Here is a 13,302-nt window from a genome sequence, read left to right on the forward strand (position 1 = left end):
CCCTTATCCCTTTCACCTTAAAAATACTTTGGACAGAGTTTTTTACCCTTGGACAAGGTTTTTTACCTGCGGACAGAGTTTTTTTGGGGGGTTCAGAGTAAAGGTAAGGAATTAGGAAATTCCTCCCTAACCTTAATAAATTTAGCACCAAACAAGAACAGCAATAGGAACTGCACAATAAACAACTCCTAAACTATAGCAATCCGTTAGTTTAACGAAACCTTTTTCTTTACAATTGCTTTTTCTCGAACCATTTGAAAACCGTATAAAAGAAATGCCAACACTATAAAAACATACATTAGCTGGTGCTTTTTCATACGTACCAAAGATGCAATTCCAAACTTTTGAAGATAAGGCTCTAAAATATATGTAAAGGCTGAATGTGCAAATAAATTCAATCCTATATATCTCATGAAATTGCCATAAGTATATTTCAAAATCCAAAAAGAACTTACAAAGAACGAACCCCAGACAAAAGGAAATGAGCCCGAAACGGAAGGATGGATTTTTTCGTACCACCACCACCATTTCCTTTTTTTCGCTATAACATTTACCATTCTCACTATAATAGCCATAAAGAGAGAGGCAGGAAAAAAACGTTTAATCGATTTCTTATCTAAAAAAACAAGCGAAAACCAAGAAAAAACCATCATCAAAACTAAGAGTAGCTTCGAATATTTCATATCAATTAGCCACCTCCCGATTTCTCTATCTGGAGTAATTTTCCCTATAAATAAAAAAATTATAAGTGAGAGATAAGGTTTCTTTTTTTGATTACCCAACTCAATTAACCTGCTCGTTATTTCAATAACATTAGGAACTGACATTACAACAGTTCCTCTATTAACAGCACCGTTACTTGAATTATGAATCAGTATTATTACTTTTCTTTATTATCAAATTTTCTTTCAAGTATTTCTACTCGTTTTTTCAAAGTGTCTAAATCTTTCACCAACTCTGCGTCATTGCTCTTTTTTGGCTTTAGTATAGTTTTATAGATTTGGTTAAACCCCCAATACATTAAAAAGAAGCATATACCCAATATGGACAAAATAATTAAAATACCAAATAAACTTTCTAAAATAATAAACCAACTCCTTTTCCACGATGACCTATTTTTTTTTTGCAATTCTTATTAAAGTCGGAATTCCATAAAAAACTATTATCCCTGCAATAGCAGATAAAAATATTTCAAGTTCTATCACATCTGTTGCAAAGAGCAACACCAATGCCAGGAGAGCGAATATCCTCCAATACAATATAAAATTCATAAGAATGCTCCTTTTTTACAACTTAGTATTCAAACCAAAACCCTGCTATATTTATCCCTTTAATTTCTTCTTCATCCTCAGCATCTTCTCCAAGTTTTATTGATCCTTTTGAATAAAGGAAGTAGTAATCATAAGAAAAACCCCTGACAGGAATTATTTTCGTAATGGTTTTAAGTGTCTCTTCTGTTTCGTCATGGGATATCATCACACACTCAAACCGATATTTACATTGAATATCGTCTCTACTATTAACGAACTCTTCAAAGGAAATAGGATTGCCAGGGACTCGGTAGATTGAAAAGAAAATGACGATAGCGATAACCAATACTATTTTTGTTGACCGTTTAGTTTTGTTCGACTTGTAGCAAATTACCATACCTAAAGCCGAATATACCGTTATCCAAATCATCCATTCTATATCAAAAATCATTTTGGCAAAAAATGAATTGATGGCTCCAAAATAAAGAAAACGATAGAACATGGAAACTGTCTTTGGGCTAATTTCTTTCCAATCCTCCGCTGTCTCCTTTTCCTTCTTAAAAAAGAGGCTATACAAAGTTATGGAAAAAATCAGAAACATAAAAATATAATCTACCATTAGCTCCCTCCCTCTAACATGCTAAAGTCGGATTCCTTATCGCAATACACTAAACACCCTGTATGAACCTTCCACACCTTTTTCCAATGGCTCACACGTAACTGTAATGCGTTCATCATATTCTTTTATCCAAACTTCAAATCCCCCATCAAGCTGTGCGGACATTTTTTCGTACTCTATCGAACCCTCTGGATTTAGTTGTTTTTCTTTTTCTAACAAACTTTTTACAACTTTAATATCCTCGTCTGTTGCTTTTCTACCTTTGTCTATATTAGTTGTTTGACCAAGTAGCTTTTGAACTTCTACCTCTGAGAGTGGTTCAATTTCTTTACCACCTCGATATCTCCAAAATAGAAACACTCCATTCTTCTTTAAACGCTTAACAACGAAAGAAAGGGCAAGAAAGATAATTGCCCCGATCAAACCCGAAAACATGCCTTCCCAACGTAATTGGTTATGGTACATAAAACTTGAAAGGTTCATCCCAATAAAAACACCAAAACCACCGTATAACCCGAACTTCAAAGGATTATTTTTCATTCCATTCTACCTTTCAAATTTATAATCGACTTTCTATGCATAATTAACGAAATAATGAGTGCGATTACAAAGACAACAGCTACATGATAAAAAAGATTCGTGAATTGAAACTCACTATAATTTCCAAATAACAATAGAAAAATGAAAGGAATGCCGAACCATTTTGAAGAGAATATGTTGTACCATCCTACTTTTTCTGACTCTGGTTTTGAACCCTTTTTTGAAAGTAAAGGTGAGAAAATAAGCAAGTAAAGTGCAATCGTTAAGATCAAACCCAATATGTTATCAAACTCCATAATGCCTCCTCCTTTTAACTTGGTATCACCACATAGGCAATGTAAAAAATGAAGTCCCTGACCAATAATGCTGATACTCCTTCTCTACTTTCTAATAATCTCACCATGTATGTCAGCATTTACGATTTCAATAGACGAACCATGGTCATAAACGTTGCCGAACACCCTGTTTTGGATGGAAACGACAGAGTGCTTACAGAGGTGCAAATCTCCATACAATCGACCTGTCAAATTGAGCTTCGCACCACTAAGTACCTTGATATTACCTTCAACGTTTCCTGTTACTAACGCATCCGTTTCAATGATTAAATTTTCTTTTTTACTTCCTACAATAATTTGCATCACTACCTCCAACTATCATCTAACAAACATTTACCCAATTTTACCATAAATGGTGATAAACTATAAGAATAGTTATCTTGTATTAAGAGGAGTTGCTTCCATAGTGATTAAAAGCAAAAAACAACTTATATTAGCCATTGCATTATTTGTCATTGTCATTTTTGTAAATATACCATTCCCACATTTTCATACAACACTTGGAGCTAACCTTACACTTTTTAATATTCCACTTAATAATAAATATGGCTTAAACTACATAGGTATTGCATCGGTACTTGTAATAATAATTGGTTTGATCATTCTTCATCGTTCATTGGAAAAATATCGTGTCCGTCTTATTATTTTAGCCTTTGTTTTAGTGTCCATAACCCCTCAACTTTTAGTAAATGTTTTTCAAAAAACAATTGCAACAGGAATTTATGCAATTGAGTATAATCCAGGGGATAGCAAATGCGAGTTTACTACGTTTAATTCAGATACTTTACATGGACATTGTGAATTATGGTTTCAAAATCATAGTAATCACGAGGTCACTTTCACAGTAGAGTTCTATGACTATAGAATGGATCGAACAAAAATGGTATCACTTATGAATAGTGAAGAGCCTATCGAGATTATTGTTGAAGGCAAGATAAAAAAGCCTATTATCATTACAAAAGAAATTGACGTATCCAATTTAGACAACTACATTTCGAGTGGCACAAGTTCTTACGTAAACATTATTATGCGTGACGGAAATAAGTATCGAGAATTATAGGAGGATTTAAAATGGAGTTTCGACTATTTGGAGAGACCTATCTTGTGCTTCCTCCTTTGCACATTACAGTTATTCTAATCGCAATCATTTACTTATTAGTTCGGTGGAGCAAGCAATCAGAAATAAGCGGTGTTAAAATTTTCTTCTACTTTTTAATAAGTACTTATATTACTCCTCTCTATTCTCATAGTTCCCAAGACGGACTCTTTCAACTCTGGGTTCCATTAGGTTTTATTTTTATTGCCCTTTATTTGTTCAAAAGTGAAAAATACCATCCATCCAAAATGAAAGCAAGTTTGTTAGGCTTAGCGATTGCTATTTATCAAATATTAAAACATTATGGTGGATGGTAATGAGAATATCATACGGCATCACTTACATTTAAAACCAAGGTTCTTCTTCTGTGCTATAACTTTGGAACTTAGGCAAGATTAACAGTAGTAATAATAAGCAAGCCACAAAAGAAAGCATTACAAACCCAAATGGTATGCCAAACGCAGTAAGAATGCCAATGAAAAAAGAAAGTGGAAAATAGATCATGAAAAACTGTCGATTTCTTGATTTTTTTGTTTCATACAGCCTACATCCACAATATGAACATTTTTTCTTTATTTTAAAATTCAACAGAAACATTTGAGCATGGCTTATTTGCTCGTTACAGTGAGGACATTCTGCCACTTATATCACCTTCTTTTACATGCTAATAATAAAATTAAACGTTGCAACAATAACAATGACAGCAAATATAATACCAATGACCATTCCTTTTCCGTATTCCCTCTTCGTAAATCCCTGCAACTCAACTGTAGTTAAGCGATCAATTTTCCGATTCCTAAAATAGAGGCTGACATTGGTCAGAATAATAAGAGCGAGTAAAAAGAATACGTAATACTCAATCCCTATAATATCAGGGAAAAATGGATCGCTTGCATTGCCTATAGAAAGCTGAAAAATAAATAAAACGATCAGAAATAACTTTGATGTTAGTTCTCCCCGTTTGGACTTAAACCACTCTTTTCCCATCTTCTCTTTTTCATATGCTACCAACTGCCTTGCCCAATCCGACCTTCGCCACTCTTTTCCATCCATTTCACGCCATGTAAACAAACATGAAATTGCCATAAAAAAACACAACAACAACAAAACAATGAGCCTGGATGGTTCTAATAAGAATATCAACGCACCTGCAGTTACGAGGACTGTGATCGAATACAGATTGATACTTAAAAACTGCTTTTTTCTTAATTCTTGAATACTATATGAATCCATACCTTCCTCCTCTCCATGCTTTTATTCATATACTAAGCAATTTTTCGAGAAACCCGAAATTTATTAAAAAAATGTATCACTACTGCCCCAATCACAGCTATTAAAACGAAGCTGATAACATAATAGATTGGACTAATTACATATCCAAAAGCTACTTCATTTTGTAAATACGTAACATTTGCATATTCGTTTACAATGTCGGAAACATAGTGATTCGTCAGATATATACCATGAATAAGACTTCCTGCAAAATAAATGACGTGTGCCAGAATTGAAAGTATGACCGATTGTATTATTAGCTTCATTTATTCACCTACTAATTCTAAATATTCCCTTATATTATACATTACCTGAATTTTCAAGTAACCATTAGTTCTTATTTCTAAAAAAAGAAACATAACCTGTTTTTAAATAACAAGTTATGTTTTCTTTATAGAAATTCACATATAAAAAATTACGATAGAAATTTTTCTTCCAAATTACACAACTCTAACATACTATTTATATCTCCAAGACGAGTTAACTTGCATCATTCGGATATTATCTTTATCAATTACTGCTGGATCATTTCTGTAATCACTATAACTATAACGAAAATCAGATATCATCTCTAAATCCATATTAAACGAGTAATCCTTTTCTAATTGTTCATAATCTCCAACATTAAAGTTAATTGGACTCTTACCGTAGAAATAAACAAATTGATAATAGCGTTCGCCCTCAAAATTCTCGCAAACCATTTCTCTTTCAACTAACATACCTAAGCAATATATTTCATTGCTACGTTTATTTTTCAAACAAATAGGTTTGCTTTCAATTACTTCATCATTTTCTAAATCAATGTCTTTTAAAATGTACATTGCAACCACCTCATTTGGCATTTTTGTTTATATGTATGCCGAAGAATAAGTCACAATGTTAGTTAAATCAAAAAACTATCACTAAAATAATTGGTACTTAGGATTATCCCTCTAACATTTCTCGTGATACATCAACATGTGAACCAAGCATCCTCTGCACTTTCCATGGTCTAACCTCTTCCCCCTGTCTTCCTAACTCTCGAATTGCCCATTCTACTTTTCTTTGTCGAAACTGCTCAATTGATTCCGTTACAGTGTCAAGATATGCTTTCGTCAAAGACAACTTGTTCATCTTCTTTTGTAGCAATGCCAATCTTCCTATTTCTGTTCCAATCCTTGTAATCGTTAGTCTTTGCGGTCTACCTTCTATGTTTAATATTTTTTGCACTCCGATTTTAGCTTCTTCTAAAATCTCTTGATCTCTCGCTTCCCAATCTACTCTATCTTCACTAACAATCACATGTTTTGGCTTAGGAGAATTACTATTTAACCAATCCCGATCATGTTCATATAACCAGGAATACGCTTTAGACTCTACCTTTCTAAGTTGCGATTTCGATTTGTTAGGGTGTTTCTTTTGTGCTTCCAACCATCGATTTCTATATAACTCAAATTTTTCTGTCGCTACTGTTAGTATCCTAACTCTATTCACTTCTATCGAATTTGCATATCTCTTTACTGTTTTCCCATCACAATGTAATCTTCTGCCAATCTCCCTTATGCTTAGATTCTGATTCCATAATTTAATTAGCTCATTCTTCCACACTTGACCAAAATCTTTAACTCTACTTATTTTATAACGATCTTCCTCACTTTTTTGGAAACCTCTCCTCGAATACGTAAAGCCACATTCACATGTAAAGATTCCAATCGGTTCTCTCGTTTTATCACAAATATCTACTTGTACCGTTTCTATAACATCTTTTTTATAATGATCACAAGCTGGATTTAGGCAAGGGTAAGGTGCTTTTGCAAATGGAAGAAACTCATATCTCTGTTCAAAAACTTTCTCTACCTCTAACCCTAAAAATTCAATGAGCAATAAATGACGGATTGAGTGAATGCTCTTTTTAGGTTTTCGAATCATATAAGAAAGCCAACTATGTTCTCCGATTATTGGGCTTTGCAACAGCTCTAAAAATTCTTCTCCATAATAATTCACAAATGCTTTTTTTAACTTTTCTTGATCCACATTCCCACGTATATTGATATATCCCAATTCCATTAGCCGATTTCGATATAAATTCGTAAACCATTCAAATGATCGATTTTGAAAGTTAGTAGTTGCAACCTTTTTAGCATTATTAAAGAAGCTCTGAAACTTCTCTATTAAATCTGGATCTTCTACTATCGTTATATGGTTAAGATCACAGTTTTCCTCCGTTGCTACTTGAATTTCATACTTATTATGTGTCACTATAGGTACTTTGCTATCTTGAAGCCAAGTATTATGTTTCGTACAAATCTCAACCCCAGGAAATTGATGCATGCGATGCCAATACATTTCTCCATAGCTCGTTAAGTCTTCCCTACTGCATAAAGGGCAGTAACGTAAATGCTTATTTAATAGAATCGAACTGCCCATAATACCTGACTTATAATGAACATATCCGCCCTTACTATTGAGCATTCCATTGTAAATTTCATTTGCTCGTTCACTTGGAAGGAAATTTGTATAAAATAAAAATGCAGTGTGATTAAAAACTAACTCCTCTGCTGTAATTCTTGAACTTTCAGGTAATGCTGAAATGATCTTTTCAATACCAGAGGGTAGATCAACAGAAACCTCAATAACATGTGAAAGTAAGTCTTCAAGTGACCTCAAAATATTGGCATTACCACTCCTCAAATGATAGCGACCTATAATACTATGAAGAGTTTCATCTGGATACATTCGAGGAAAAAAAGAAGCAACCATAATCAGCCGCCTCCCCATTCAAAGTCTTGTTTTATAAAATTAGCTTTCTTCAAAGCTATATATGCCGTCAACCCTTTTTCCTTTCCTTCTTTTATAAGCTGACGTAAATCAAAATCAGTATTAACTTCAGGATTTACTTGTTCTTTCGCAACGTTATTAACTAACCCTTGATAGACCTTTTTTACTACTTCACCTAAATTCTTATTTACATCTGCTTCAGTAACATACTGCTTTACTGCTTTTATTGCTTCATCCTTTTCAATGCCTAATAGGGTTAATCGAACAATGACTTCACTTTTTATCTGTTCAATATTGAACTGATTCGTTTGTTGTTCTTGTTCAATCCATTTAGCCGTTTGCTCTAACTGCAACTTACTCTGTTCAGTAGCATAAAATTGGTCAAAACTTATAGGCGAAATATCTCCATACTGTAATATCTTTTTGTGGTTATTCGTTTTTAATGCTTGCAACATAGGCTGAATCAACTTGAAGTTCTCCTTTGCTACTTCTTTAATTACCTTTGGTGAGATCGTTTCTATTCCAGAAGTGATCGCACGTATTTGGGCCATCGCAAATAATTTTTTGGCAATATCAATAATCCCTTGGCTTTCTTGAAACATCACATCATTCATTTCCCCACTTAAATTTGTCGGATATTTCACCCATTGATATTTCCATAATCCATTGATAAACAATTCCCAACTTTTATCCTCTTTTTTAAGCTGATTCCAAATCACATCCCCTTGCTTACCACTGCTCCTTCTTGCCTGACGAAATTCTGTTTGTAAAATAGATAAACTCTTTGGTGTTCCTATTAAAATTACAGGTATTCCAATTGCATTTTGCAATGTAACGAAAAAGTTTAACATCTTTTCAGCACCACCACTTCTCGCTAAACTTAAATGTTGAATTTCATCAATTACCAAAAGTGACAGGGCTGTATTACGTGCTATTTGAGCAATGACAGGTAACAATGAATTAGCTGATAATCTACCATTCTTTCCATATACTTTGTAATAATTCGTGTTAAGTAAACGATCTACTTCCATTAAAAAATTTAAACACAACCCTTTGATAGAACCATCATATGGACACTCCAATTTCAGCCACACAATTTGAGATAAAACAAAATGTTGCCCCTTATAGTGAGAATGAACGATCACTTGTGGCATCGTGTTAAGTATTTTTGTCATCGTTGCTGTTTTGCCCATCCCCGAAGTCCCTACGATAGTAAGCCCTGAAGAATTATCACATGTATGAGATGTTATTTCATGTGCCTCAATATCTTTTCTTCCGTCAACAAAGCTTTTCACATATTCTACCTGTAGCGGATTCCGATTTATATATCCTTGCCTTACTAATCTCGATATTCTACTTTCTAAATCCAAATGAATAGGCAAAGGTTGAAAATACTGAAATACTCTTTGTATAACATGAAAACGAAAGTGACTATCTAACTCTCTTTCTACCTCAGTAAAAAATGGATAGCTTGCTAAATGACTAACCACCTTCTCTTTTGAACAAATTTCTGGCAGTGCTTCTATTAAAGGATTTCCCTGGTACTCCTTAATTACTTGCTCTTTATAATCAGCTTGAACAATTTTACTATTCATCACTTTGTTGCTCCTTTTGCTTATTCAATAACAAATCAAAATCATCAAAGTAGGAAAAGTTACTTTCAACATTTTCTAAGGGCAATCCTAACTCCTTTTCATATTCCTGTTCTAAATCAAATACCTCTCTCTTACGTGCTTCTTCTTTTTCTATTAACCGATTAGCACGTATATCTTTTATTTGTTTACGGTCACTTTTTATAGTTGTTTTTTGGTTAAACTCAGCTTCGTTCACAATAGCTTCAATTTCAGCCTGTAATTGAACCTTTGATTTTAATTCAGTCCCCTGTTGCTTTACCTGTAGTTGTTTCTCTGATTCATGCAGAAAAACAATATCTTCTATAGATTTATTTTCATAACGAGATTGATGATTTAATAGGTAGGCAGTTTCATAGCCATTTTGTCCTACACCACGCAAATATATTTTCGACATATTTCTTGGATCATACGAAACAGACATTTTCCAACTACCATAACTTCTTGCCTTCTGAAACCAATGTTCTTCTTTTGCAAGCCCACAATTGTAATACATCCCTTTAAATCTGATTCCCAGATATGTGATAGTGGCTTGACTTTTTGGCATTAAATTAAGTAATATTTTGTCATAAGGTAATACTTTCAACTTTCCCGAACGATTTTTGATGCCCCAATTCCAGATTTCTATTGGAATTGGTTTTATTTTGTCTTCTAACATCATTTCTTCTCGATTGTAATTGCTTAAATAGTGATGGTTGTTATGGTGTAGAACACACTTTATGATGATTGCTGTAAACTGTTTGATATTCAGCTTTGCATCCAATCGGTAATCTCTACCACCACGCTTTCGAAAATCTACATCGATAGATCCAGGCAGTAGTGGCTTCACATAATCATTGGTTGTACGAAAATGACGTTCAACAATTCCTTTCAAATCCCCTCGATAACTCGTTGTATTTTCTACTCGTACTCCAAGCTCACTAATCAAAGCCTCCGCTTTATTAGAAAACAACTCGCCTCGATCACCAATTAGCGTCTCTGGCAAATAATAAGCAGGCCATTCATCTTGAGTAATCTCTACACCATATCTTTTGCAAAAAGACACCTTATCTTCTGAGGCATTCGCAATTGCCATCATTATTGAAACCCATGAAGTTTCCAACCCTATATACATACCTACGACCATCCTTGAAAACACATCTTGAACATAGAATAAACATGGTCTCCCAATCACAGAACCATCGAATTCACTAATTAGATAAATATCAAAAGATGTCCCATCAATTTGAAATCTACTACCTGGACCCATAACTTCATGTGTCGAAGAGCCTAATACACTTCGATAATTTAGGTCGTAATTTTTCCAGCCTTTTCTCGATGATATCTCCTTCTTAATCTGATTTTCTTTGCGGTAAAAATAGCGAAACTGATCAAATGTAGGAATTAAATGTTCTTCTTTTAAAATTGGAACTAATATACCATTTTTTTCTCTATATCCTTTTGAGAAATATTCTTTTAGCATTTGCTCATAAGCAAACTTTAAAGTAGCTTTTCCTTTTTTATAGTAGTATTTATTTAAAGACCATCGGAAAATGTTCTTTACCTCTTCTGTAACAATAATTCCACTTTCCCTATACTTACTTCGCTTCCCCATTTTTTTCGTTGCCTTCTTTTCCTTTCCACGTCCACCACAGTTGCTAAACTGTGGCAACAACGCTTGTTTCGTCTTTCCATTTTTCCAATACTGCTTTAAATAGCGACTAATACTCTTTTCACTTATGTTGAATTTAATAGAAGCTTCGTTTATTAAATGTTTTCGGTATTTAGGAATATAAATAGCTGGCTCATTGTCTTTAGTGGCTATCATCTGTATGACATTCCAAGCCCTTTCTTGATATTCAAGTTCTTTTGCAGAAAGTGTTTCAGCTATTGTTGCCAAGTTATTTTCATCAGTCGTGACACTAACCGTTCTGCTATCAAGTCCATTTTTTATAGCTAATATTTCACATATTTCAGGATAAGAATTATTATTTATATCTATTGTGTAGCAATAATCTCCTCTATCACTTATCCATAAAATTCTTTCTATCACACCACTTTCTTCATATTTAATAAGTACGTTAACAGTTAGGAGCAATTGAACCACCTTCTATCTCTGACACAACTTGAATACAAGAGGTGGACATATTAAAATTTATTTCCTTGTTTAAATCAACAATTAGCTTATGTCTTGCAATCAAGTGCTTAAATAACAATAATCCTGTACCTACTTCTAAATGAAGTTCCTGATCAAAAGCATCTATCACCGACCTAAGACTATCACTACTATTCCTAATTGTGTCGATAAGTAGCTGGCAGTATGTTTGAACTTCTGCCATTTCTAAATTCCATTTCTGCAAATCATAAGCAGAGTGAAGCCACTCAAGATTTTTACAACGAACTTCTGGAATTTCTTTTTCTGTAATAATTCCGTAGTCAATTTTCTTAACTTCGCTCCAATACCGCCTCTGTATTTCATAAAGTTCAATAACACTATTTTTTTCAAGTTCTTTCGAAAGTTTTACACTCCTCGCAATAAACGTGGTTTGACCATTTTCTTGCAACTTGATAAGAAATGTTGTTGTTAAGATGTGAGGAAGGCTCGTCTTATTATCTATTAGTCTTTTCTTCATTTTGCTATCCAAAATTTCAGGTGTTTCTAACAAATCCAAAAGTGGATAGTGTTCTCTAATATCCACCACAACAGGCTCAAACTCATACAAATAAAATACTTTCTTTTCCATATCGGACAGAAAATGATGCATTCTGTCCGCTTTATTCCCATGTAACCTTGTCACTCTTCCTTTGCTGGAAATATCATTTACTTGAAGCCAAGGTTTATACTCTTTTCCTTCACCTTGACCACGCCCCTCTTTTATAAACCGTTGGAGCCTGGTATCTGACCAATCATAATTAAATCTCGCCACAGCAATCACCGCCCTATTAGTATTCTTGTTTTTGAGCAAAATAAAAAACCACGTTTTCTATAGTCAATTCCATCCGTTTTTTTTTGAATGGTTAACTTAGAAACGTGGTTTCCAATACAATATTTAGTTGATTGCTTTCCAATCCTATCACTCCATTACACTATTATAATAGAAGAAACTTGTCACAGATTTACTTGAAGATAAATGTTATCCAGATCTTCTTGCAACAATCCAAGATATCGTTTTGTTTCTGCAATCGATCGGTGATTCAATGCGATTGAAATATAATCCAAAGAAATACCATTCTTAAATGCCCAATAACCCCAGGTCTTTCTCATCCCATGTGTGCCAAATGATTCTTTAATCCCCACCATATCACAAGCTTCATTTAACATTAGCACAGCATATTGACGAGTGATTGGCTTATTAGTTCCAACTCTACTTACAAATAAATAATCATTAAGGTTAGGCTCGTATTCTTTCATATACTCTTTAACCGCTTTTTTAAGATTTTGCGTGAGAGGAAAACGTTTGTACTTACCTGTTTTCTTTTCATTCAATTCTATGAATTCAACGGGTTGCTTCCCATCCCAAACATCACTCACTCTTAACTTTAGAATATCACTAATTCGTAGAGCTGACGAAATTCCAACCATGAATAACAAGTAATTTCGCTTATTCTTACCTCTTAGGTATCCTTTTACAGCTTCGAGTTGTTTTCGATCACGAATTGGGTTAACTACGTTCAAAATTTCACCTCCCATGAGCAATTTTACACAAATATTATAAACTGATTATTCTGTAAAGTCCACCACTTCAACAAAAAATCCCTTAAATCAGAATGTTGATTTTAAGGGATTTCTTACTTTACAAAATCCGATTTTGTAAAGTAAATA

At 33.7% G+C, this 13,302-nt stretch carries 17 protein-coding genes; 2 read left to right on the top strand and 15 right to left on the bottom strand.

Going from position 1 to position 13,302, the window contains the following annotated elements; all coding sequences use genetic code 11:
* Nucleotides 1–206: 206 nt before the first annotated feature.
* The 6 genes from T323_RS0113350 to T323_RS27990 all read right to left on the bottom strand — a co-directional run bounded on the left by T323_RS0113350 (nt 207) and on the right by T323_RS27990 (nt 3,047).
* On the bottom strand, nt 207–782 hold the full coding sequence (locus T323_RS0113350; RefSeq protein ID WP_245613728.1) for a hypothetical protein: 576 nt from the start codon (nt 780–782) through the stop codon (nt 207–209).
* Nucleotides 783–1,112: 330 nt separating this feature from the next.
* Nucleotides 1,113–1,271, bottom strand: coding sequence for a hypothetical protein (locus T323_RS28870; RefSeq protein ID WP_156942449.1), 159 nt, complete (start codon nt 1,269–1,271; stop codon nt 1,113–1,115).
* Nucleotides 1,272–1,293: 22 nt separating this feature from the next.
* Nucleotides 1,294–1,869, bottom strand: a complete 576-nt coding sequence (locus T323_RS0113365; RefSeq protein WP_026673744.1) for a hypothetical protein — start codon at nt 1,867–1,869, stop codon at nt 1,294–1,296.
* Nucleotides 1,870–1,905: 36 nt separating this feature from the next.
* Nucleotides 1,906–2,409: a hypothetical protein gene (locus tag T323_RS0113370; protein WP_026673745.1), complete on the bottom strand. Its 504-nt coding sequence runs from the start codon at nt 2,407–2,409 to the stop codon at nt 1,906–1,908.
* Nucleotides 2,406–2,705: a hypothetical protein gene (locus T323_RS0113375; RefSeq protein ID WP_026673746.1), complete on the bottom strand. Its 300-nt coding sequence runs from the start codon at nt 2,703–2,705 to the stop codon at nt 2,406–2,408. The genes T323_RS0113370 and T323_RS0113375 overlap by 4 nt, the downstream gene beginning before the upstream one ends.
* A gap of 84 nt (nt 2,706–2,789) precedes the next feature.
* Nucleotides 2,790–3,047 (bottom strand): hypothetical protein, encoded by a 258-nt coding sequence (locus T323_RS27990; RefSeq protein ID WP_026673747.1) that lies wholly within the window; start codon nt 3,045–3,047, stop codon nt 2,790–2,792.
* A 103-nt stretch (nt 3,048–3,150) separates the two neighbouring features.
* On the opposite strand from T323_RS27990, the gene T323_RS0113385 reads away from it, so the two are divergent.
* Nucleotides 3,151–3,804, top strand: a complete 654-nt coding sequence (locus T323_RS0113385) for a hypothetical protein (protein WP_026673748.1) — start codon at nt 3,151–3,153, stop codon at nt 3,802–3,804.
* 11 nt (nt 3,805–3,815) lie between these two features.
* The gene (locus tag T323_RS0113390; RefSeq protein ID WP_026673749.1) at nt 3,816–4,157 is read left to right on the top strand and encodes a hypothetical protein; all 342 of its coding nucleotides are present in this window, start codon (nt 3,816–3,818) and stop codon (nt 4,155–4,157) included.
* Between the two features lie 28 nt (nt 4,158–4,185).
* Here the strand turns inward: T323_RS0113390 and T323_RS29770 are convergent, their stop codons facing one another.
* The 9 genes from T323_RS29770 to T323_RS0113435 form a co-directional block, all read right to left on the bottom strand.
* Nucleotides 4,186–4,482, bottom strand: a complete 297-nt coding sequence (locus tag T323_RS29770; RefSeq protein WP_026673750.1) for a TIGR04104 family putative zinc finger protein — start codon at nt 4,480–4,482, stop codon at nt 4,186–4,188.
* Between the two features lie 15 nt (nt 4,483–4,497).
* Entirely contained in the window at nt 4,498–5,073 is a 576-nt protein-coding gene (locus tag T323_RS0113400; protein WP_026673751.1) for a hypothetical protein, read from the bottom strand.
* 32 nt (nt 5,074–5,105) lie between these two features.
* Nucleotides 5,106–5,378 (bottom strand): hypothetical protein, encoded by a 273-nt coding sequence (locus tag T323_RS0113405; protein ID WP_026673752.1) that lies wholly within the window; start codon nt 5,376–5,378, stop codon nt 5,106–5,108.
* A gap of 192 nt (nt 5,379–5,570) precedes the next feature.
* Nucleotides 5,571–5,933 carry a hypothetical protein gene (locus T323_RS0113410; protein WP_026673753.1) on the bottom strand — a complete coding sequence of 121 codons (363 nt, stop codon included), beginning with the start codon at nt 5,931–5,933 and terminating at the stop codon, nt 5,571–5,573.
* Nucleotides 5,934–6,036: 103 nt separating this feature from the next.
* Nucleotides 6,037–7,851: a TnsD family Tn7-like transposition protein gene (locus T323_RS0113415; RefSeq protein ID WP_035178679.1), complete on the bottom strand. Its 1,815-nt coding sequence runs from the start codon at nt 7,849–7,851 to the stop codon at nt 6,037–6,039.
* A gap of 2 nt (nt 7,852–7,853) precedes the next feature.
* The gene (locus T323_RS0113420) at nt 7,854–9,464 is read right to left on the bottom strand and encodes an ATP-binding protein (protein WP_026673755.1); all 1,611 of its coding nucleotides are present in this window, start codon (nt 9,462–9,464) and stop codon (nt 7,854–7,856) included.
* Nucleotides 9,457–11,577, bottom strand: a complete 2,121-nt coding sequence (locus T323_RS0113425) for a TnsB C-terminal domain-containing protein (RefSeq protein WP_026673756.1) — start codon at nt 11,575–11,577, stop codon at nt 9,457–9,459. Before T323_RS0113425 ends, T323_RS0113420 begins: the two co-directional genes overlap by 8 nt.
* On the bottom strand, nt 11,561–12,406 hold the full coding sequence (locus tag T323_RS0113430; protein WP_026673757.1) for a heteromeric transposase endonuclease subunit TnsA: 846 nt from the start codon (nt 12,404–12,406) through the stop codon (nt 11,561–11,563). The genes T323_RS0113425 and T323_RS0113430 overlap by 17 nt, the downstream gene beginning before the upstream one ends.
* 182 nt (nt 12,407–12,588) lie before the next feature.
* Complete coding sequence (locus T323_RS0113435) at nt 12,589–13,155, bottom strand: site-specific integrase (RefSeq protein WP_026673758.1); 567 nt, start codon at nt 13,153–13,155, stop codon at nt 12,589–12,591.
* Nucleotides 13,156–13,302: the final 147 nt, after the last annotated feature.

The organism is Alkalihalobacillus bogoriensis ATCC BAA-922 (assembly GCF_000621445.1).
Lineage (GTDB): Bacteria > Bacillota > Bacilli > Bacillales > Bacillaceae_F > Bacillus_AO > Bacillus_AO bogoriense.

Excerpts from the sequence above, each read along its gene's own strand:
- T323_RS0113375 (WP_026673746.1), bottom strand. The coding sequence starts at position 2,705 with ATGGAGTTTGATAACATATTGGGTTTGATCTTAACGATTGCACTTTAC.
- T323_RS0113420 (WP_026673755.1), bottom strand. The coding sequence starts at position 9,464 with ATGAATAGTAAAATTGTTCAAGCTGATTATAAAGAGCAAGTAATTAAG.
- T323_RS28870 (WP_156942449.1), bottom strand. The coding sequence starts at position 1,271 with ATGAATTTTATATTGTATTGGAGGATATTCGCTCTCCTGGCATTGGTG.
- T323_RS0113415 (WP_035178679.1), bottom strand. The coding sequence starts at position 7,851 with ATGGTTGCTTCTTTTTTTCCTCGAATGTATCCAGATGAAACTCTTCAT.
- T323_RS0113370 (WP_026673745.1), bottom strand. The coding sequence starts at position 2,409 with ATGAAAAATAATCCTTTGAAGTTCGGGTTATACGGTGGTTTTGGTGTT.
- T323_RS27990 (WP_026673747.1), bottom strand. The coding sequence starts at position 3,047 with ATGCAAATTATTGTAGGAAGTAAAAAAGAAAATTTAATCATTGAAACG.
- T323_RS0113405 (WP_026673752.1), bottom strand. The coding sequence starts at position 5,378 with ATGAAGCTAATAATACAATCGGTCATACTTTCAATTCTGGCACACGTC.
- T323_RS0113400 (WP_026673751.1), bottom strand. The coding sequence starts at position 5,073 with ATGGATTCATATAGTATTCAAGAATTAAGAAAAAAGCAGTTTTTAAGT.
- T323_RS0113390 (WP_026673749.1), top strand. The coding sequence starts at position 3,816 with ATGGAGTTTCGACTATTTGGAGAGACCTATCTTGTGCTTCCTCCTTTG.
- T323_RS0113410 (WP_026673753.1), bottom strand. The coding sequence starts at position 5,933 with ATGTACATTTTAAAAGACATTGATTTAGAAAATGATGAAGTAATTGAA.
- T323_RS0113365 (WP_026673744.1), bottom strand. The coding sequence starts at position 1,869 with ATGGTAGATTATATTTTTATGTTTCTGATTTTTTCCATAACTTTGTAT.